Source organism: Devosia indica, from assembly GCF_003056405.1.
Lineage (GTDB): Bacteria > Pseudomonadota > Alphaproteobacteria > Rhizobiales > Devosiaceae > Devosia > Devosia indica.
In genome coordinates, this window is sequence record NZ_PYVZ01000023.1 from 1 (window position 1) to 20,402 (window position 20,402).

At 60.3% G+C, this 20,402-nt stretch carries 17 protein-coding genes and 1 tRNA gene; 1 reads left to right on the forward strand and 17 read right to left on the reverse strand.

What is annotated here, in order from left to right; genetic code table 11:
* Nucleotides 1-142: 142 nt before the first annotated feature.
* Complete coding sequence (locus DDE76_RS17880) at nt 143-1,018, forward strand: phage head spike fiber domain-containing protein (protein ID WP_104894071.1); 876 nt, start codon at nt 143-145, stop codon at nt 1,016-1,018.
* Here the strand turns inward: DDE76_RS17880 and DDE76_RS20165 are convergent.
* From DDE76_RS20165 to DDE76_RS17965, 17 genes are all read right to left on the reverse strand, one after another.
* Nucleotides 987-1,523 (reverse strand): serine O-acetyltransferase, encoded by a 537-nt coding sequence (locus DDE76_RS20165; RefSeq protein WP_104894072.1) that lies wholly within the window; start codon nt 1,521-1,523, stop codon nt 987-989. The two genes, DDE76_RS17880 and DDE76_RS20165, sit on opposite strands and share 32 nt — an antisense overlap.
* Nucleotides 1,510-2,892: a lipopolysaccharide biosynthesis protein gene (locus tag DDE76_RS17890; protein WP_104894073.1), complete on the reverse strand. Its 1,383-nt coding sequence runs from the start codon at nt 2,890-2,892 to the stop codon at nt 1,510-1,512. The genes DDE76_RS20165 and DDE76_RS17890 overlap by 14 nt, the downstream gene beginning before the upstream one ends.
* A complete protein-coding gene (locus tag DDE76_RS17895) occupies nt 2,885-4,222 on the reverse strand; it encodes a hypothetical protein (RefSeq protein ID WP_104894074.1) in 1,338 nt (445 codons plus the stop codon). Before DDE76_RS17895 ends, DDE76_RS17890 begins: the two co-directional genes overlap by 8 nt.
* Nucleotides 4,222-5,040, reverse strand: a complete 819-nt coding sequence (locus tag DDE76_RS17900; protein ID WP_104894075.1) for a glycosyltransferase — start codon at nt 5,038-5,040, stop codon at nt 4,222-4,224. The genes DDE76_RS17895 and DDE76_RS17900 overlap by 1 nt, the downstream gene beginning before the upstream one ends.
* Nucleotides 5,037-6,104, reverse strand: coding sequence for a glycosyltransferase family 4 protein (locus DDE76_RS17905; RefSeq protein WP_104894076.1), 1,068 nt, complete (start codon nt 6,102-6,104; stop codon nt 5,037-5,039). The genes DDE76_RS17900 and DDE76_RS17905 overlap by 4 nt, the downstream gene beginning before the upstream one ends.
* Nucleotides 6,105-6,131: 27 nt before the next feature.
* Nucleotides 6,132-8,264 (reverse strand): GumC family protein, encoded by a 2,133-nt coding sequence (locus tag DDE76_RS17910; RefSeq protein ID WP_104894077.1) that lies wholly within the window; start codon nt 8,262-8,264, stop codon nt 6,132-6,134.
* A 100-nt stretch (nt 8,265-8,364) separates the two neighbouring features.
* Nucleotides 8,365-9,168, reverse strand: coding sequence for a metallophosphoesterase family protein (locus tag DDE76_RS17915; protein ID WP_157955899.1), 804 nt, complete (start codon nt 9,166-9,168; stop codon nt 8,365-8,367).
* Between the two features lie 20 nt (nt 9,169-9,188).
* Nucleotides 9,189-10,571 (reverse strand): O-antigen ligase family protein, encoded by a 1,383-nt coding sequence (locus DDE76_RS17920; protein WP_104894079.1) that lies wholly within the window; start codon nt 10,569-10,571, stop codon nt 9,189-9,191.
* 3 nt (nt 10,572-10,574) lie between these two features.
* Complete coding sequence (locus DDE76_RS17925) at nt 10,575-11,240, reverse strand: hypothetical protein (RefSeq protein ID WP_104894080.1); 666 nt, start codon at nt 11,238-11,240, stop codon at nt 10,575-10,577.
* A 260-nt stretch (nt 11,241-11,500) separates the two neighbouring features.
* Nucleotides 11,501-12,430, reverse strand: a complete 930-nt coding sequence (locus tag DDE76_RS17930; protein WP_104894081.1) for a LysR family transcriptional regulator — start codon at nt 12,428-12,430, stop codon at nt 11,501-11,503.
* A gap of 31 nt (nt 12,431-12,461) precedes the next feature.
* Complete coding sequence (locus DDE76_RS17935) at nt 12,462-13,079, reverse strand: flavin reductase family protein (RefSeq protein WP_104895004.1); 618 nt, start codon at nt 13,077-13,079, stop codon at nt 12,462-12,464.
* Nucleotides 13,080-13,110: 31 nt separating this feature from the next.
* Complete coding sequence (locus DDE76_RS17940) at nt 13,111-14,460, reverse strand: lyase family protein (protein WP_104894082.1); 1,350 nt, start codon at nt 14,458-14,460, stop codon at nt 13,111-13,113.
* Nucleotides 14,447-16,456, reverse strand: a complete 2,010-nt coding sequence (locus DDE76_RS17945; protein ID WP_104894083.1) for an ABC transporter ATP-binding protein — start codon at nt 16,454-16,456, stop codon at nt 14,447-14,449. The genes DDE76_RS17940 and DDE76_RS17945 overlap by 14 nt, the downstream gene beginning before the upstream one ends.
* Nucleotides 16,457-16,458: 2 nt before the next feature.
* The gene (locus DDE76_RS17950; RefSeq protein WP_104894084.1) at nt 16,459-17,364 is read right to left on the reverse strand and encodes an ABC transporter permease; all 906 of its coding nucleotides are present in this window, start codon (nt 17,362-17,364) and stop codon (nt 16,459-16,461) included.
* On the reverse strand, nt 17,361-18,278 hold the full coding sequence (locus DDE76_RS17955) for an ABC transporter permease (RefSeq protein ID WP_104894085.1): 918 nt from the start codon (nt 18,276-18,278) through the stop codon (nt 17,361-17,363). The genes DDE76_RS17950 and DDE76_RS17955 overlap by 4 nt, the downstream gene beginning before the upstream one ends.
* Nucleotides 18,279-18,341: 63 nt before the next feature.
* Complete coding sequence (locus DDE76_RS17960; protein ID WP_104894086.1) at nt 18,342-19,883, reverse strand: ABC transporter substrate-binding protein; 1,542 nt, start codon at nt 19,881-19,883, stop codon at nt 18,342-18,344.
* A gap of 261 nt (nt 19,884-20,144) precedes the next feature.
* Nucleotides 20,145-20,220: transfer RNA gene (locus tag DDE76_RS17965), tRNA-Thr, on the reverse strand.
* Between the last annotated feature and the right edge of the window lie 182 nt (nt 20,221-20,402).

A 20,402-nucleotide genomic window follows, 5' to 3' on the forward strand; every position in this document is an offset into this window, starting at 1 on the left:
GGCGCCGCCGCCCCGTGTCCACAATCTCAAGCCGCTCAACACGGCTTCTGTCTGTAAGGATATCCATAGCGACAGTCAGCTATCAGACTGACCGCTCAAGCCAAGACGGCCACCAACGGAGGCTTACATCAATGGCACCTATGTGCCCGCCGCGTCGGCTTTCTCGGTCGCGCGCAGTTCGACCAAGCTGGCGCAGGATGCTTCTGGACATTGGTGGAGCTTTGCCAATGACGTTGCCGCGCTCACCAATCGCGGGCTGCTGATCGAACCGGCGGCCACCAATGTCTTGCGCAATGCGTCAGGGCAGGGTGCCGTCGCGGGCAGTCCGGGCACGTTTCCCACGCATTGGGCCCGGTTCGCCGGAGGCGGACCTGTTCTTTCCGTGGTGGGAACGGGCACCGAGCTCGGCCTGCCCTATGTCGATATCCGCCTGCATGGCGAGGCTGCAACCAGCAGTGGCGCTGCCATTCACTTCGAACAAACGACAAGCGCCGCGGCCGCCGCCGGCCAAGAATGGACCAGCTCGGTCTTCGTGCGACTGATTGCGGGTTCACTTGGCAATCTGTCCAATTTGCGGCTGAATATTCAGGAGTTCAATGGTTCGGGCGCAGGCACATACCTCCACTACGGGGCTGATGTGCGGGAGCAGGTGTCTCAAATCCCTATCAGAGTGGTTGAGACCAAAACACTACTTACAGGTGGTACCGAATTTCTCAGGTGCAGCCTTGAATTCACGTACTTGGAAGGAAAATCACTAGATTTGATACTCCGGCTATTCTGCCCGCAGCTAGAAGAAGCCTCGTTTTCTACCTCCCCCATTTTGACTAGCGGGGTCTCTTCAACTCGTGAGGCGGATGTACTGGACCTGCCTTTGGCAGAAGGGTCTCATGATGTGACGATTTATCGTGCCGAGGGATCGCAAGTGCAACTTTTGGGTGTTCTGGGAGGGGGATGGACTAGCATTCCGATGGAAGGTTCAAACCTCATTAAGAGGATCCTGTCAGAGGCGGAGGGCTGACCATTGCACTTAGGGGCCGCGCCGGATTTCCGGCAACTGTCGAGTTCGCAAGGACGCTCTTATTTACAACTGAGTTGGCGCCAATGGTGCAGTTGTCTCCAATCTCTATCCCACCAAATATTGTCACTCCCGCGTAAATCGTGACGTTGCATCCAATCTTCGGGTATTGGCCTGTATTGCCGGACTGGCCAATTGTGACGTTCTGGAAGATGCGAGCGTTCGGACCAATTTCGACGCCATCGCCAATCACAATTCCTGTTGGATGGGGCAATTCAAGCCCATCACCTAGGCGGCTCTTGGGGCTTATGTGGCAACTGGATACTAAGATACTGAATCGCCAGGTTAGCTTTGATGCTGCTTTAAGAACAAACGACCTCTTGTCGGCCCAAGAATAAAACCGATAGAGCTTTGCGCTCATGTACCCAGGGTTCACTAGGAAATATAGAAGCGCATTCAATGCTCCGGACTTTCCGGAATTGGCTTCGAGGTCGCTACGGATCTTCATTGCTTGTGCTTCTAAGTGAGTTGCGAAAGTCCCGAAGTTTGAAAGTGTGGGCCGCGGAACGAATGCCACTAGATGTCAGGCATCTTCGGCTGGCATGGATGTTCCAGCAGATGGTTGCCACTAGCGTCGAAACCGCGGCGCCCAGCACGCCAAAGCTTGTTGCGGCGAAGTAGCTGGCGGACACTCCTATAGTGCCCCAAATGGCCCAGATAGCAGTGAGTTGATTTTGGCCCCCCGTCATAAGCAGGGTCACGACATTCGACCCGGCATAGGTATTGGCCAATTGCGCGGCGGCAAGTACGAGCAGAACCGGATAGGCGCTGGTGTATTCCTGACCGAAGAGCCCAAGCAATTGGGTGCCGAGGAGGCCGTAGACCACCAGGCCGGCAAACGTCACCAGGGTGGCCATGGCGCTGGTTGCTGACGCAATCGTCTGAGCGCGACCCAGGTCACCGCCATGGTAGCTCCTCGCCAGAAGGGGGGCGGAAATCTGTTCGGTGCTGATCAAAGCCATTGCCAGGAGCTTTGCCAGACGATCGGCGGCAAAGTAGGCTGCGGCCGCGGCGGGGCCAAGGGCGAAGGCCACCACGATGGTCGCGGCATAGTCGACAATGGGCTTGATGCTCGTGCTGACCCAGAACTGGCCCACCTCTCTTAAGTAGGCCCCGGAAAACGTGTCGAAAAGTCCACCGGATCTGATGGAACGCACAAAGCCGACAAGCAGGGTAAGTAGTTGCGGAGCGATGGCCAGTGCGAGTGCGAGTGTCGTCAAGGCGGTCGCAATGGTCGCGTCGATTGGCCAGCTATTGCTGGCGAAATAGGCAATAAGGATCATGGCGATTACCCGCCAGGCGATATCTCGGGGTGCCAGCGCGAAAACGATCCGGCCACGTGCACGCAGAACGCTAGCGCAGTATTCGGCGATAGCCAGGGCCACCATGAGCTGCGCCGACAACACCCATGTGTTCTGGCCTGAGACAGTGTTGATTTCGGGAAGCCAGCTGGTCTGGCTGCTCACCAGAATGATTGTCCCCAGCAACAAGCTGCTACATAGGAGAACAACAGCCAGTCCGCGAGACACCACATCGCGTTCTGCCCCGACACCATGGCTTGCGTGGGTGGCGGGAGAGGCCTTGAGTATCGCCACATGCTGCCCCGCATTTGCGACGTAGCCTAGTATGGTGGCTATCGAATAGACGGTCGAAAAAGCGCCGAAGGCCTCCGGGCTTGTATTGCGCGCCAGCAACAGGAAGAAAAGGAAGGTCAGTCCGGCACCTGCGACGCGCAGTCCGCCTGCGATCGCGGCCCCGCCCAGCAAGTTTCCAATGAGGGATCGTGTCCCGCCCGTGCTGTCGTGAATGTCATTCATTGGCAAGCGACTTTCCCGGGGTCCGTGCTTGCTGCACAGTCAGGGCAATCAGAACCCAGCCAATCCAGTATTGAGCAATTCGGATCGTTTCGATCGAGAAGGCAATTGCGAGAAATTGCGAGGCCATTAGTGCAGCAACGAGAAAAAGCCTTTGCGTGAGCGGATCAGTTGATCGGCGAGCACGACCGAACAGCGCTGCCAGGCTCAGGCTGAAGCTGATCCCCAGCGCAATGAAGCCGAGTACCCCAAACTCCCCAATGGTCCGCGCATACCAGGAAAAGATCGGCGGTAATTCGCCGTGTCGGCTGCCTGCGAAGAAGTCGACAAGCTCCCAGCTGTATTGAACGGCCGATGATGTGTTCTGCACCATATAAAAGCCAACCTGTCCGAAACCCTGGCCCCAGAGCTGGCTCCAGCCCGCGTCGATGGCGCCCATCATCAAAAAGCTTCGCGTAATGTTGGAAATGCTTTCGCCCGGACCAATCTGGTTGAAAGCATAGATTGGAACAATGATGCCCAGGGCAAAGGCCGAGACCACCATGAGCCCTCCATCCCAGCCCTTGGGAAGGGCGGACCGCAGCATGCCACGCCAAAGCAGATAGCCTGCGGCCATGGCGGCCAGTCCCACATAGGCGGTACGGGCGCCCGAGAGCAGGCAGAGCAGCACCAGCAGAACAAGCAGCAGATGGCGCATGCGTCTTGCCCTGTTTCCCCCATTGTCCAGCGCCAGCCAGGGGATGCAGGCGAGCAAGGCGAAGGCATTGAAGGACGGCTCAAGAGAGACGCCATCGAGCCGTCCAATCACGGATGTCGCATCGGCGGCGACGATGCGGCGCATGGTTTCCCAGGCGGGCCGGATGGTCGTTACAGACCACGAAATGACTTCCACCACGCCAAGGGCCGCAAGGCCGGTGGCGAGGGCGGTAAAGGCGCGCGTGAGCCAGGCGAGGAAGCGATCGACCCCTGAATTTCGGGCATGGGCATAAAGGGCGACGGCGAGCAGGAAATAATAGGCGAACACCATGACGCTGAGGGCATAGCGTTCCATGCCGGTGCGCGTCCCGTAACTATTGGCGAGGATCGAGGGCAGGTTGATGAGCAGGGACAAGACGATCAGGATGATATAGACGCCCTGGCTGCGCAGCAGCGGGCCGAAGATATCGAGGCGAGGGCGCTGCAGCCAGGCGAGCACCTGCAAGGCGAGGTAGGGTAGCGAGGCATAGAAGAAACCATCGCGCGACAATTCACCAATCTGCAGGGGCGCAGGAATCCCATTGAACGGAATGGACAGGATCAACAGGTAGAGGGCCCAGCGCCGAAGTGTCTCCATCAGCTCGTCCGACCGGCTTGCTGTGCTCCCCAGCTGGCCAGCGAAATACGCTTGGCCAGGCTGTGGGGGGTTATCATGGTTGCCAAAGTGCGCAGCACACCGGCATACCATCGTGGCTTCAGCGGAGCAGGGTGGGCCAGCATGGCCTTGAGGCGCATGCGCAACTGGGCATTGCGCTTTCGGGTGGAAAGACCTGCAGGATCATCGACATAGTCGATCAGGACGTCGTCCAGGCAATCGACCACACCACCCAAGCGCACGATACGCAGGGCGAGCTCATAGTCCTGTGCAACGGGCCAGTCGGCGCTGTAATTGCCGAACCGGCGCAATGAGTCCAACCGGACAAAGAAGGTCGAGTGCTTGAACGCGGCGTTCTTGCATAGATAGTTCCGCACGCTTTCGGGGCCACCCGAGGTGCCATGGATGAACAGCAGCTTTCCGGCAGGATCGATGACCCTGGAATGCGCTCCAAGCAGATCGGTCTGCGGGTGCCGGTGCATGTGCCGGAGCTGTCTGGATACCCGGCTGGGATAGGCATTGTCGCCAACATCAAGCCGGCAGACATATTCGTAGCCATTGGCCAGGGCATGATCGACACCGGCGCGCAGGGCGGCGGTAATGCCGCCATTGGGGGTCAGGCGCAATATTGTCAGCCCGGGCCTTGGGGGCAGGATCTCGCTTACGGGCGTGGGACTGCCATCGTCGATCACGCAAATATCGACCGGGCTGTCCTGGGCCTCCAAAGACGCAATGGTGGCCTGCAGTGCTGCCGTGTCTGGTGCATAGGCGGGGACAAGGGCGAGAACCGGAGTGGTCATGAGCGGGTGTCCATCAATTTGCGATAGACCTGATCTGTTCGGGAGAACATCAGGTCTGCGGTGTACAGCTCTTCGTAGCGTCTGCGGCCGTTCAGGCCCATTTCGCGCAGGTCCATGCCGGCCAGTCGGTCAACGCCGTTCAGCAAGGCGGCTGGGCTTTCGGGGGGCACCAATATGCCGGTGTCACCATCAATTATGGCTTCGGGGAGGCTGCTCACGCTGGCCGCAATGACGGGGCGGGCGGCGCGCATCGCCTCCAGGGCAACCAGGCTGAATCCCTCCCAGCGGGACGGCATGATGATGGCGTCGGCTTCGTTCATGGCCGCTGCGACGGCGTCGGGTGGTTGCCAGCCGCGATGATCGACATCTTCCGGGATGGTGGCGACCGCGGGTTTGCCGATCACCGCTCCTCCGATCATCGTTAGGGTAATGCCGCGCTCGCGCAGAGACGGAGCGATGCCGACCAGCAAGTCTGCGCCTTTTTGGCGGTCGTAGCGCCCGACAAACAGCAGCCGCTTGAGTTTGGTGCCCGCCGGAAGCGGGGTGAACGGTGCGTCGCTGATGCCATTGTGCACCAGGTGGCATTTGTCCAATGCGACCCGGGCCGCGCGAGCGTGACGTTCTTCGCTATGCGAAATGTTGATGATCGCATCGGTTCGTCGTGACAGCACGTTTTCGACCATGCCATAGGCGGCCCGCGCGGGGGCGGAGGTTCGCATTCCCTGGGCCCAGCCATGCGGGCAATAGACTATGGCTGCGCCCCTCGAGCGGATCGAGCGGCCTATGGCGCCAGCGAACGAGCTATGCAGGTGCACGATGTCATAGCGATTGGACTGGAGGTGCCGTTGCAGGTGGCTACGGACCCCCAACAGGGAACTCAGGCGACGACGTGAGGGCGGGTAGGTGTGAATTTTCAGCCGATCATGCGGCCTGATCAGCGTGTCCTGCTGTTCCGGCACCAGCACAGATATGCTGTCATAGGCCGTCCCCTGGCGGGGGAGCAGCTCATTGAGGTAGCTGGCGATGCCGCCATGATAGCTCTCGGCGAAATGCAATACACGCATGTCCTGACCTTTCCGGAAGGCTTCGACCTAGTCGGAGGTGTAGGAGTAGTAGCTGCCGTAGCGCCTGTAGTAGGCGGAGCGCGTTTCGTCCTGTTGATTGAGGACGGCCAGCACCTGAGTATCGGGCTGGCGCGCTGCCATCAATCCGGTCACGGCCTTGCGCACATCGGACTGCGAGGTCGTTGCCCAGCGGGTCACGAAGACAATGGCGTCCGCATGGGGGGCCACGTAGTGCCCGTCAATGACCGGGCCGACCGGTGGGGTATCGAGCACGATGACTTCGAAGCTGTTGCGCGCTGCTCTTATCAATCTGGCGAATGAAACGGCGCTGAGCAATTGGTCGGTCGGGAGATTGCTGCGGCGCGCGCCAAGAATGGTGGTGACTGAGGTCAGCGGATCGCTGGAAATGATCGATTGCAGTGCAACGCCGTCGCCATCTGAACTGAGATAGTCCAACAGGCCGGTGGAGGACTCGATGTTAAGATGGCGGTGCAGGCTCGGCTTTCTCAGGTCGCAATCGATGATCAGGGTCCGCTGACCGGTCAGGGCATAGGAGCGGGCAAGCGACAGCGAGAGAGTGGTCTTGCCTTCATTGGGCGCGGTGGAGGTGACCATGATCACCTTTGTTGCCGGGGGCTTGTCGGGGCTGGCATGGCGGACCGACTGGTCGACATTGGCGCGGATGCGCCGGATAGATTCCGAGAATCCCGACAGGGGAGCGGTGACCACCGTATTGGCGAGGCTCTCCTTTTCCGACTTGGCGCGCTGCCGGGGCACCGTTGCCGCCACTGGCAGCTTGAGAACCTGGGCGAGTTGCTCGTCACCAGTAAAGCCACCAATCAGGTTCTCATAGAGGAAGGCGAGGGCGAGGCCGAGCAGAATTGCACAGAACCCGGCCAGAGCTAGGATCAGGGTTTTGTTCGGAAAGGCTGCATATTGCGGCGCGAGAGCTGGAGAGACAACACGGCTATCGGCAATCTGCAGATCAGCCTGGGCTTCGACGTCCTGAATGCGCGAGAGCAGTGTTTCATATTGGCGCCGAGCGATTTCCGAGCCGCGCTGGAGTTCATAGAGCTCAGTCAGGACATCGGCTGACAAGGACTGGTCCAACACCAGGGATCTGAGTGATTGGCGCAGCGTATCCTCAGTGTCCTGGCTTTCCTGGATCTGGTCGGCCAGGCTGGTCGTTGCAATCCGCGCTTCCTCCAGCATGCGCTGCTCGATGGCAGCGAGTTCGTCCCTGAGATTGATGGCGGTTGGCGTGCCATCCGCTGTGCTTTCCAGATTGGCGAGCAGATCGGCGCGTTGCTGGTCCAGTTCAGCAATCGCATCGGACTGCAGGTCGCTGACAATTGTTTCGAGGTCCTGTGTACGCAGGGCCATCTGCATAGAGTTCACCAGCGAGCTGTTCTGCGTGCGCGACGAACGCAGTTCATCGATCTGGCGCTGCAGGGCGATCAGATCGGTGCGTCCACTATCCTGGCTGATCCTTGCAATATTACTTTCGACGAAGTCATCGAAGCTATTCTCCGAGGCCACAATGGCCTGGCGGGCTTGCTCGGCTCGCGCCTGCAGGATGTCGCGGGAGGCCAGAATGCCCTCGATCTTGGCGTCGACCTGGTCAGCAATGTAGGTCTGGGCGACAGCGTTTGCCAAATCCGCCGCGAGTGCACGATTTTCCGCGCTTGCCTGGATGGAAATGAGATAGGTCAGGGCGCGCCGCTGGACATGGATCGCGCCGCGCAGCTTGGACAGGGTCTGATTGACAGCATCTTCGCCCGAGGGCAGCGTCGGTTCCGCCAGGCGCAGGAAGCTCAGGATCCGGGCCCAAGTCCCCAGCGAAACCCCGAACTCGGGATCGGCAATTAGATTTTTCTCCTGGATAACCTTGAGCAAGACGCTGTCTGACCGGGCCAGTTCGACTTCGGAGTCAATTCTGGCACTGTCCGCACTGGCGCTGTTGATCTGGTTCTGCGGGTCGAGCAGATCCTTGTTGCTCGGATCCACCATGATCAGCGCCGAAGAGGTGTAAACCGGGGTCAGCGAGAAGGCGACGACTGCAGCCAGGCTCATCACAGCGACGATTGTCGTCAGGATCAAACGGAACTGTCTTCGCAGAAGTCCGAAGATGCTACGAAGTTCAAATTCACTGTGGTCCATTGAAGAAAACCTTCTTCCGCAAGTCTGGGGTCACGCTTGCAGGCTGATGCCTGAGGTCGTGTTGTGGGTGCGATAATAGAGTGAGGTTACAAAGAGGATGCTAACCTTGTGGTCCCGACGTCGGGGAAATTGAGGACTGAAGGATATTTATGGCGCCATCCGGTGTCAGTCTTACGGCACTGAGGATGCCAGTGGCAAAAGCCCCGGTATCGACGCAAATGCGTCCTTCGGCCTGAACAACGGCAGGGCCAGGAGTATGACCATGAACGACCCGGAGCCCGGGCGTGGGAGGAGCGTCAAAGAAGTCGCTTCTGATCCAGAGCAGGTCCGACTCTGACTGCTGGTCAGGCGCAATGCCGGGCCTGAGCCCCGCATGCACGAAGACGTTGCCCGGTACGGACAAGGTCAGGTGCAGGTCACGCAGGAAATCGAGATGTTCGCGTGGAATGTGGCTCCTGACGATGTCTCCGAGGGCGCGGGCAGATGCTCCGGACCATGCGGATTGCTGGATACCGTAGGAAGCGAGCGTCGTGTCACCGCCAAATTGCAGCCAATGGGCATTGGCGCGCGGTGCATTGAAGAATTCGAGGGCCATGGCCTCGTGGTTTCCGGCCAGGCAGATGCGCCGGATACCGGCCGGAGGTGGATCGATCAAGCGGTCGAGTACGGCGGCTGAGTCAGGGCCGCGATCCAGAAAGTCGCCGAGATAGACAATCCAGCAATCACCCTCATATGACGCGGCGTCAGCACATATTTTGGCTTCAAGATCGGTGAGCTGGTCGATGCAGCCATGAATGTCGCCGATGGCATAGATAGCCGGCGGCCAGTTCGGCTCGACCAGATGCTGCCAGTTGCGCGGTGATTGTCCATCGCCGCCCCCGATCAGCCCAAGCAGTCTACTCAAAACCATGACATCCCGGCCTTTCAGTCAGAAGTCGTTGCTGCGGATATGCCTAATGCCAGTAAAGCTACAAACAAAACGGTAACAGCGGGTATCTCCAGGCTGAAATCGACCAGAGCGTGTGTGCTGCAAACAGTAATTGCGCCAATAGAAGTGGCCTTGGTTGCCCATCCTTTCAGGGTCCCCCCTAAAGAACGTAGAATTTTCCAGGCGAGATACCCGATCCCCAGCATTGGCAGCGTTCCAACCAAGAGACCCATCTCAGTCCACAGGGTGAGGTAGGTGCTATGGGCGTAAGCCCATACGTATTCAGGACTGAGTGGCAGGGTGTGAACGAGCTGGAAGGCCTGTTCGAAACTGCCGCCGCCAAAACCTGTTAATGGACGAAGGCGGAGCAGATCCAATGCCTGCTGGTAGATGAGCAACCGGTTGCTGGTGGACAATTGATCATCGCCAATCCGGCTGAGCAGCCCGTCTCCGTAGAGAATGAGGGCGATGGCGATCGGCACGATCATCGCCGGCACTAACCAGGTGAGCTGGCGCAATTTGCGCGTGGTCGCCAGCGTGAGAACCAGAATCGCGATGGAGCCGGCAATTGTGGCGACGAGCCCCATGCGGGATTGGGTGGCAACCAGAACCGTGAGGAGGAACAGGTAGGCCACGATATGCAGGATCAGTTCGCTGACGAGGTGCTTGATCAGCCCATCGCTCTTGTGGCGCTGGGACTGCCGGACCACGAGGGCGCAAGCGCGACCCAGCGCAATCATAGCGCCCATGCCAAGAAATGTTGCGAACGCGTTGCGATTTACAAAGGTGGAGGTGGCAGAGCCCAGATAGGCCCATTTGGGCATGCCCAATATCGTGTCGCCCGATTGCAGACCAACAATGCCATAAAGAGCATAGCCTAGGACGATTGCGAGCAGAGCATAAGATATCAATTGGCGTCGCCGACTGTTTGCCGACACCTGCATGAACAGCAGAAAGAGCAAGCCATAGGTGAGCTGCTTGAGCAGCGTCAGCAGTGTCATGTTCGGTGACACCGATATCTGGGCGGTGCCGAGTGAAACACCATCCCGGACGGGCAGCGGGAAGCTGCCAAGCGGGACGAGCTGGATGGCCAGATAGGCGTAGGTTGCCAGGAACAACAGCGCTGCTGGCCAGATGACATTGGGCGGAACACGCCATTGGTGTTTCCCGGCCAACATGACCACGGCATATGTCAGCGCGACGAGACCGAGATAGACAGACCAGATCGCCCAATAGAGCGGACGGGCACTGGCAAAGGGCAGTGGAACTGCTGCCACCATGAGCACCAGTGCAATGGAGGTGAACAAGTGCAGCCTGGCCGGGCCGCCGCGCCGGGATACTGGGCCCGTGAGAGAAGGAGCGGTTCGCTTTTGGGTCATGGGTTATTGTCCAGCCCGCGCAACGGTGCTGACGAACCGTCGCTGTATCAAGGGCGGCTCGGTCTCCAGACGGGATTCAATGAAATCGCGCGCAGGGGGCAGCGACACATAGTGTTCCGCCAATAGACGTGCGCCCGGCTCAGTGCCGGCAAGCATGCCGACATCCATCTCCAGGGCCTCGATTGCGGTCGGACCAAGCTGATCGAGATGCGAGAGGCCCAGTTCGAGCCGTATGGTGGCCAGCCAATTCTGCGTCGGGGCGGCTGCCTGAGAGGCGCTCAGATCAGCATCCACGCGCTGCCATGATCCTGTTTTCGCCGCGGCCATTGCCCCAACCAGCCACGCATGTGCGTCAAGGGGCGACGCCGCGGTCAGCGCCGCGGCCAGATCGGCGCATTTCTGATCCAATTGCAATTTCTGCTGTTCATCGAGAAACCGCAGGCTCAGCGCGTTCGGATGGCGCAGGGCTTCGAGGCAGAGCGTCAGTCCGCCCTGGTGCGCGGAATAGGACACACCTGCGATTGCCGTGGGGTTGGTGGCCTCAGTCAGCGCGGCGAGGCTCTGTGCGCTCAATTTGGGGGGTACTGCGGCCAATTCCCTGATGGCAACGAGAGAGCCGCCGATAATGCAGACCAGGGCAAGGACCAAAGCCAGAGAAAGCTCGGTCAATCTAAGCATTTTTCACCGACGCCCCCGACAGTCAATTCCTGCAAAGGACTTTATCTTTTGAACGCGGTCAAGGGGTTGGCACTTTTCTAGGTTAAGTTGCGTCCGGCAGAGACAACAACGAAATATTCTGGCGGGTTAACTTGGCTGTTCTGACGGCCTGCTTATTTTGCAGGGTGTTGAGACACTGGACGCCTATAAGTGAGCGCCGGAGGTGGCGTTCGCCGATTGCGTTACCCCGGCTGGAACAGGGGCTGTTCGGTTCACATCAGGCGCAAGGTGGCAGCGATGTCAGGGCTTCGGTGTCGTTCGGCATCGACGAACTCCTGCATGCTGCGAACGAAGTGCTGCTCAAGGGAGGGGCGTGGTCCGCGTGGATGAATTGTGGCGTAGGTGACCCAGCGCTCTTGCGCCAGGGGCCGAAGCACCAGCGGTTCGCCCTCCAGGATGCGCCCACAGACCCGGTCGACGATGGTCAGTCCCAGCCCGTCGCGCACCAACTGAGTGACTACTGGCGTTGAGGTGGTTTCGTATGGAATGGGTGGCGACAGGCCCGCCCCGGAAAACACCTCGTCCATTCGGGCCCGCCAACGTTGCCCCTTGCGCAGGGCAACCAGCGGCTGGTCGACAATATCTTCGGGGCTGATCGTACTCCGGTCAGCCAGCGGATGATCCGCCCGCATCAGTACGCCGATCCGCGCCTCCAGGAAGGGTTCAACCGTCAGCTCAACAATGGCATTTTCAAGGGGTACGGAGATGATGCCGAAATTATAGGCTCGTGCAGCAACCTTGCTCTCGATGCCGAAGCGTGTTTCGACATTGATATCGCACTCGAAGGCCATGCCCTGCTGGCGCATCAGTGCCAGGGTCGGCGCGATAACCCCCATGGCCAGCGGTGCCGCTGTGACCAGGCGCAACCGATTGTTGGTCTGTTGCCGGATGTCCTGGGAAACCGCGCCCATTTCGTCCAGTCCGCGCAGAATATGCTCGGTCTCCCGATAAAAACGGTCTCCCTCCTCGGTCAGTTCAAGACGGCGCTTGTGACGGGCGAACAGGGTCAGGTTCAGCTCGGATTCGAGCAGGGAAATCAGCCGGCTGGCGGCCGAGGGCGAAATATTGAGCTCACGGGATGCCTGAGCCAGCGAGCCCAGGGTGACGATGCGGCGGAAGATGCGCAGCGATCTCAGATTCAAGACGATGTCCCCGGTCGTGCGCGGAGCAGGCCTAATCCAGCCTGGGGCGCAGCATTTCGAAGGTTTCGGTCACCGCAACATAGTCGCCGCGATAGCCGCAGCGTGCAATGGTGCCGGCCCGGACGATATCGAACATGCCATCGACAAGCAGGTCCTGACGAATATGGACACGCACGACCTGGCCGATGACCAGGTGGCTTGAAACCGGCTGGCCATCGATATCGAGCAACTGGCGGATTTCGAGCAGCTTGCATTCCATGGAAGCGGCTGCACCGGCCACGCGCGGGGCGGCAACCACCGCGCTGGGTACTGGCGTCAGCCCGGCCTTGTCGAATTCATCGACCTCGGGTGGATAGGCGCCGGACGACTGGTTCATCCGCTCGGCAAGATCGCGTGTCGCAAGGTTGAAGACGAATTCGCGCGTCTCCTCGATATTGGAGACAGAGTCCTTGCGGCCCTCGCTGCCGAAAATCAGGATCGGCGGCTTGTGGCTGAAGATGTTGAAATAGCTGTAGGGCGCCAGATTGACGTGCCCGGCAGCACCGACCGATGAGATCCAGCCGATGGGCCGTGGCGCAATGATGGCCTTGATCGGATCATGCGGCAGGCCGTGGCCCTTTGCGGGATCAAAGCTGTGATACTGGCTCACGCGGCGCACTCCCCGTTCTGCGCGGCAGCACTCAACTGGCCGAGCGCCGCCGTAGCTCCATAGACAGTTCTGCCGCAAGCGCGGCCGACTGTCTGGCGATGGTCGCGCTTTCCCCCAGATAATTGGCCGGGTCGAGCGCGCGCTCAAGCGCATCCCGGCTGATCTGATCTGCAACCTCTGGAAGGTCGAGCAGCAAATCGACCAGTGGGCGGTTGCTGGCGGTAGCGTCGGCGACAGTGTGGTGCACCACGTCATGCGCCCGCGTGCGGCCAATCTTTGGCGCCAGCACCATCATCAGGTTCTCTGAAGCAATGACATTGGCGCTCAATGCCAGATTGTCCGACATGGATTGGGGGCGGATCTCGATCCGGGCCAGGGTGGACTCCAGTCTTTGCGCCAGCTCCCAGCCCAACATGCAGGCGCTTTCGAGGGTCCGCGACATCAACTGGTTGCTTGGTGCATCGCCCTCATGGCCGGGAAGGCCTGCCTCAAGAGCCGGCGCCACCCGGGAGCGCAGTTGTGCGGCCGTGGAAATCAGATGCACAACATGCTTGGGATTAATCTTGTGCGGCATGGTGGAGCTGCCGATCACCCCTTCAGCCAGCAGTTCAGCCACTTCGTCCAACTCATTGGCCATGAGTCTATAAAGCTCATTGCCGATGCGGCCGGCGGCCATAGCGAACAGCCCCAGCGCGGCCACATATTCGGCCTGGCTGTCGATCGAGGCGCGCGAGGGCACAAGGACAGTATCAAGCGCCAGCCGGCGGCCAAGCGCCCGTGCCAAATCGGTGCCGCGCCCGTCAAAGGAATGCATGGCGCCGATGGCTCCTCCAAAATAGAGCGAGAACACGCGCTTTTCGCATTCCGCGAAGCGCTGGTTCTGGCGCGAGAGTTCTTCGATCCAGCCCGCCACCTTGAAGCCAAAACTGATCGGCAGAGCGTGCCGGTTATTGGTCCGCCCGGCCATGAGAGTTTCAGCGTGTTCTTCTGCCCAGATGCCCAATGTGTCGATGGCGCCGGCCAGGTGACCGAGCATCTGACTATGGCCCCGCCGTACCAGCAGAATGAGGCCGGTAGACATGATGTTCTGCGTGGTGCCGCCCCAATGGACATAGCGTCCGGCGTCTCCGCAAACGTCAGTCAAAGCGCGTACGAGCGAAACGATTGGCGCCATGGTTTTGGCAACCGACCGCTCCAGCGCCTCCAGATCGAAGAGCTCGAGCCGTGCCTTGCTGGCAATTTCGTCTGCCGCCCATTGCGGGATCATGCCAATTTCGGCCTGGGCCTGGGCCATGGCCGCTTCGACATCGAGCCAAGCCTGCCAAAGATTTGTGCGGGAGAACAGGGTTTGCGGCGTCAGGCCAGCATCATGAAAGGTCATGGGTGACCACCTCGTCGCGAATACAGCGGGTCAATTGCGGACCGGCATGAGCCGGACGCAGTTCGGGCATCTGAGCCCGACAGGCATCGACAACATAGGCGCAGCGTTCCGAGAAACGGCAGCCTGGCGGCAGGTCGAGCGGATTGGAGACGATGGCCGAGCCGGGCCGCCGCGGCTTGCTGATGCCATCGAGTTCGGGAACCGATGAGAGCAGCAATTGCGTATAGGGATGCCGGGGGGCCGCGAGCACATCGGTGGCATCACCCATTTCAACGATCTGGCCCAGATACATCACCGCGATGCGTGAGGCGACCTGATGCACCACGCCGATATCGTGGGTGATGAGCAGATAGGTCAGCCCCAGATCGCGCTGCAGATCCGAAAGCAGGTTGAGGATCTGCGCCTGAACCGAGACATCGAGCGCCGATGTCGGTTCATCGCAGACCAACAGGGCCGGCTTCATCACGAGGGCGCGGGCGATGGCCACGCGCTGGCGTTGCCCGCCCGACATCTGGTTGGGATAGTTGTGCATGACCCGGCTGGGCAGGCCCACCCGTTCCATCACCTCGACGACAGCGGCCTCGCGACTCTGCGCATCGCCAATACCGTGGATTTCGAGCGGCCGGCCGATCAGGCGGGCGATGGTGTGGCGCGGATTGAGGGAAGAGTAGGGGTCCTGGAAGATCGGCTGCATCAGCCTGGCGCGCTTGAGCCGGTCCATGGCGGCGATGGGTTCGCCCTCGAGCAGGACTTGGCCATTGGTCGCCGGGTTGAGGCCAAGCAGGATCTTGGCAAGTGTCGTCTTGCCTGACCCGCTTTCGCCGACCAGCGCAAAGGTCTCACCGCGGCGAATGTCGATCGAGACATCCTCCAGCGCATGCAATTGTCGCGTGCGGGCAAAGATCGAGCGCTTGATGTCAAAGACTTTTTCGATGCCGCGCCCCTGCATGAGCACGGCATCAGGCGCCGCCTTGAGCGGGGGCATCTCGATTTCCGGCTGCGCAGGAGGTAGGGCAGCGACCTCTTCGGGGGTCAGCACGCAGGCATAGTTGCGCGCACCAAGCTCGCGCAAAGGTGGGCGCTGTGACCGGCATTCGGCCCGTGCCTGGGGGCACCGGGAAGCGAAGACGCAATAGGTCACGTCGCCGATCAGCGAGGGCACAATGCCGGGTATCGCTCCGAGCCGCCGCGGTACGTCCGAGATTTTGGGCGCACTGGCGAGAAGCCCGCGCGTATAGGGATGGAGCGGGTGGTGCAGGACCTCGTCGCAGCTGCCCTGTTCGACGATCTCCCCGCCATACATCACCGCTACCTTGTCGACCGTGGAGGCGACCACGGCCAGGTCATGGGTGATCAGGATCATCGCCATGCCGAATTCGCGGCGGAGATCGGCAAGCAGGTCCATGATCTGAGCCTGCACGGTCACATCAAGCGCGGTCGTTGGCTCATCTGCGATAATCAGGTCCGGCTCGTTCATCAGCGCCATGGCGATCATCACGCGCTGGCGTTGTCCGCCCGAAAGCTGGTGCGGGAATTGTTGCAGGCGCCCGGCGGGATCGGGAATGCCGACCTTGGCGAGTAGTTCTATGGCCCTATCGTGGGCGGCGGCCTGGCTGAGCCGGCCAATGCGCGTTGCCGCCTCGGTCATCTGCCGGCCAATGGAATAGACCGGATTGAGTGACGTCATGGGCTCCTGGAAGATCATGGAGACCTTCTGCCCGGCAACCTCATTGGCAAATTGCCGATCACTCATGGTGCCCAGCCGGTCGCCGCAAAGGGTGATGGCTTCGGCCTTGACCTGGGCATTGCGTGGCAATAGCCGCATCAGCGCCAGGGCGGTCATCGACTTGCCAGACCCGGATTCCCCCACAATTCCAATGGCTTCGCCGGCCTTGAGGTCGAGGCTGGTGCTGCGCACTGCTCTAAGTGGCCCCGCAGGCGTCGGCAGAACGACCTCGAGGTCGCGTACGGAGAGAATTGTGCGATTGTCGAGCATGGTCAGTTCCTCCCCTGCGGTGAGGTGACGTCGCGCAGCCCGTCACCGAGCAGATTGGCGCCAATGACCAGCAAGAACAGCATCAGGCCGGGAAACAGGACGAGGCTGGGGCGGAAGAACAGCGCCTGCTTGCCCTCTGCGATCATCAGGCCCCAGGAGGGGATCGGAGGCTGAATGCCAACGCCGAGGAAGGAGAGCGAGGATTCTGCCAGGATGGCGATGCCCAGCTCGAAGGTGAAGATGACGATGATCTGGCTTGATACATTGGGCAGGATTTCGCTGCGCAGCACCTGCCAGCGGCTGGCGCCCATGGCATTGGCGGCGGCCACGAAGTCCTGCGATTTGAGACGCTGCGTCGCCGAACGCGTCACAACCAGATAATAGGTCCAGTGCAGGACGCCGATGATGCCGATAACCACCCAGACCGACGGGCCGATGATGAAGACCAGAGCCATGGCGAGCAGCAGGCCGGGCAGGGCAAGCTGTGCGGTGAGTACAAATGAAACCACCGTATCGATCCAGCCGCCGAAATAACCGGCGCAAACGCCCAGAGTGACGCCTATCACCAGGCCAACAGAGGCGGCGCCGAAGCCGATGATGAGCGAAACCTGTGTGCCGTAGATCAATCGGCTGAGATAGTCGCGGCCGACCTGATCGGTTCCCAGAATGTGATCCCAGGTGCCGCCTGCTTCCCAGGCTGGCGGCAGGAGCCGTTTGGCAAGGGATTGTGCATATGGGTCGTGCGGTGCCAACAGGGGCGCAAACAGCGCCACAAGGATCAGCGTACCGACAATGAAGCCGCCGATGAGCAGGCCCTTGTGGGACAGGGCGCGGTGCAGGAGCTGGCTGCGCGGGGAGGGGGCGAGCACGTCCTCGGGAAGCAGTTGGGGGTCTGTCTCGACACTCATCCGATGCGGATCCTTGGGTCCAGGGCAGCATTGAGAAGGTCCGCCAGCAGGTTCATCAGAACGAAGGTGATGGCGAAAATGAAAATCAGCATCTGCACGGTGGGGATGTCCGACCCGAGGATCGACTGCAGTGCAAGCCGCCCCAGGCCGTTGATGGCAAATACGGATTCGGTGATTACCGAGCCACCGAATTTCTGCCCGAGCTGGACTGCGAGGACGCTCACCACGGGCAGCAAGGCATTGCGCATGGCATGGCGGGTGAGGAGCGAGAGGCCGCGATAGCCCTTGGAACGGGCCGTTCGGATATAGTCGGATTCCATCACCTCGATCAGGCCGGTACGGGTCAGGCGCATGACCGCAGGCACCGAGCTTGAGCCGAGCACAAAGGCGGGCAGCACGAAATGCTGCCAGGTGCTGTCGCCCGAAATGGGCAGGATGGGCACCATGACGCCAAACAGGATGATCAGCAGCAGGCCGAGCCAGAAATTGGGCATGGCCTGCGCTGAGACGGCGAAGGTCAATGCGAAGCGATCAGCCCAGCTATTGGGATTGAGCGCAGCCATCGCGCCGAGTGGAATGGCGATGACGATGGTGACGAAAAGTGCCGACAGGGCCAATGTGATCGTGACCGGTGCCCGTTCCAGCACGAGCTGCCCCACAGCCTTATTCCAATAATAGCTTTCGCCAAAATTGCCCTGGGCGACCCCGCCGAGCCACTCGAAATAGCGGACCAGAACCGGCCGATCAAAGCCATAGGCCTGGCGAATACGCTCGACCACTTCCTGGGTTGCGTCTTCACCAGCGATGGCGGAGGCCGGGTCACTGGCGAAATTGAGCAGCATGAAGGTGGCAAAGGACACCACCAAGGCGACGGCCAAAGCCAAAGCCCCGCGCTGGAGAATGTATCTGAACATGGCTGTAATCCGATCTTCGACCGGCGCGGCTAAGCCCGCGCCGGTCCCTGGGCCCTGGGCCGGTTACTTCCAGCTTGCCTGATAAAGCCGGGGCAGGCCATCGGCGCTGAGCGGGAAGTCGAGATCAGGGCTCACCAGATAGTTGACCGAGTAGCTGGTGATCGGCACCCAATAGGCCTGATCCGCAATCAGGTTGACGGCCTCGGTATAGATGGCGAGGCGCTCGTCCTGATCGCTGGTTTCCTCGGCCGCCTGTACGAGGCGCGAAAGTTCGGCGTCGCCCGACAGGTTGCGGTCGGTGGTCTCGTTGAAGTGGATCGAGGCAATGGCCGCCGTGTCGGCGGTGCCACCGGAACCCCAGGTGCCGATATAGGCCGGAATATCGCGGTTGGCGCGCGCCTGATTGAGCGATTCAAGCTGTACGTAGCGCAGGTTGACATCGACACCGGCCAGTTCGAGATCAGCCGCAATTGCCTCGGCCATGGGGCGTTCACGATAGGCCCAGAGGTCGAGCGGGAAGCCGTCGGGGTAGCCCGCTTCGGCGAACAGCTCCTTTGCGCGCTCCGGATTGTATTCGTAGTTGGCGATGTCGGTGACGCAGCCAAATTGGGCCGGGTGACAGGGCGTATGGATCGCCTCTGCCGAACCGCCGACGAGGTATTGGGCGATATCGGCCTTGTTGATCGCGTGATTCATGCCCTGGCGGACCAGCTGATTGGTCAACGGGCCTTCGGGATCTGTGTAGCCAGCAGCATCGAGGACGATGAAAGCCACGCGCAGGTCGGGGCCGGAGAGATGTTCGGCGACCGGAGTCGCCCCCATGCTCTGGGCCACGTCCAGCGGCACATTATACATCCAGTCGACGCCACCACTCATCAGCTCGGCCTGCTGCGTGCCGATATCGGGGATGGTGCGGATGACAATCCTTTCAATGGCAGGATCGCCCTTGGGGCTGTCGGCATAATAGCCCTCATAGCGCTCCAGGATCAGCTCCTGGCCGGGCTCGAAGGAAGCCACCTTGTAGGGGCCAAGGCCAACGGGCTCCAGCGCGGCAGCATTGCGGACCACTTCTCCGTTTACGTGATAGGTGTTTTCGGGGCGGATGCGCACGCGGCTAGCAAGATCGCGAATGGCCAGCGGGTAATCATTGAGCAGGTGGAAACGCACGGTCAGTTCATCGACAGCTTCCACGCTTTCCAGCCAGCTCTCATGGGTGGCGCCGGCATTGGATTCGCTTTCCGGGTCGATCATCCAGTTATAGGTGTAAGCGACGTCCGCGGCGGTCAGCTTCTGGCCATTGTGGAAGGTGATATCGTCGCGCAGAGTCACTTCGATCGTGCGGTCGTCGATATATTCGTAGCCCGAAGCCAGGGCCGGCAGATACTCATTGGTCTCAGGATCGACGCTGAACAGCGTGTCGTCGATCAGGTCAGAAATGATGATGTATTCCCGCTTGGTCGTGTAGTTGTAGTCGAGTTCGAGAATTTCTTCGCTGAAGCTGACATTCAAGGTGTTGTCCGCCTTGCCGGCGAGGGCCGTGCTCATCGGCGCAACACTCATCAGGGCCGCAAGCGCGATGGCGCGAAATGGATAAGCTTTGGTCATGTTTTCCTCCCTTATGGGAAGCAACATGGCAGACGGCGTTGCCTGCCAAAAGCGCAATTGATCCAACGATAGTTGCATAAATTGGAACAGACGAGGCCTCTCTTTCCAACTTTGCTCGAACGGACGATCTTGCCGCTATTGTACGAAATGATCCGATACGCGCGGGCCAAAGGCGTTGCTTCGCGATGGCCCAGCCGCGTTGTCTGGTCCATCATTCTGCCCAAGTCTGCGGCGCGCTATTGAGAGTAATATGAGGAAGTGTGGTGCCGGCAGCAGGGTTCGAACCCGCGACCCCCTGATTACAAATCAGGTGCTCTACCAACTGAGCTATACCGGCATTGCGGTGCCGTTTATCACCGAGTGGGGCGATCGCACAACAGATAAAAATGCGCATCTCCGAGCTCTGTGCCGGCCGAACGCCGGTGAACTTTTTTTTCGCCAATCGCGGGACGCGCGCATCGTGCGATGCGGCGGCCAAGGCGCTTGGGGTGGGCTTTCATACGCGCCGCCCCGTTGGTG

What these genes read in the sequence shown, in the direction of transcription:
- DDE76_RS17920 (WP_104894079.1), bottom strand. Translation starts at nt 10,571, where the DNA reads ATGACCCAAAAGCGAACCGCTCCTTCTCTCACGGGCCCAGTATCCCGG.
- DDE76_RS17900 (WP_104894075.1), bottom strand. Translation starts at nt 5,040, where the DNA reads ATGACCACTCCGGTTCTCGCCCTTGTCCCCGCCTATGCACCAGACACG.
- DDE76_RS17940 (WP_104894082.1), bottom strand. Translation starts at nt 14,460, where the DNA reads ATGACCTTTCATGATGCTGGCCTGACGCCGCAAACCCTGTTCTCCCGC.
- DDE76_RS17945 (WP_104894083.1), bottom strand. Translation starts at nt 16,456, where the DNA reads ATGCTCGACAATCGCACAATTCTCTCCGTACGCGACCTCGAGGTCGTT.
- DDE76_RS17905 (WP_104894076.1), bottom strand. Translation starts at nt 6,104, where the DNA reads ATGCGTGTATTGCATTTCGCCGAGAGCTATCATGGCGGCATCGCCAGC.
- DDE76_RS17950 (WP_104894084.1), bottom strand. Translation starts at nt 17,364, where the DNA reads ATGAGTGTCGAGACAGACCCCCAACTGCTTCCCGAGGACGTGCTCGCC.
- DDE76_RS20165 (WP_104894072.1), bottom strand. Translation starts at nt 1,523, where the DNA reads ATGAAGATCCGTAGCGACCTCGAAGCCAATTCCGGAAAGTCCGGAGCA.
- DDE76_RS17955 (WP_104894085.1), bottom strand. Translation starts at nt 18,278, where the DNA reads ATGTTCAGATACATTCTCCAGCGCGGGGCTTTGGCTTTGGCCGTCGCC.
- DDE76_RS17910 (WP_104894077.1), bottom strand. Translation starts at nt 8,264, where the DNA reads ATGGACCACAGTGAATTTGAACTTCGTAGCATCTTCGGACTTCTGCGA.
- DDE76_RS17960 (WP_104894086.1), bottom strand. Translation starts at nt 19,883, where the DNA reads ATGACCAAAGCTTATCCATTTCGCGCCATCGCGCTTGCGGCCCTGATG.
- DDE76_RS17890 (WP_104894073.1), bottom strand. Translation starts at nt 2,892, where the DNA reads ATGAATGACATTCACGACAGCACGGGCGGGACACGATCCCTCATTGGA.
- DDE76_RS17895 (WP_104894074.1), bottom strand. Translation starts at nt 4,222, where the DNA reads ATGGAGACACTTCGGCGCTGGGCCCTCTACCTGTTGATCCTGTCCATT.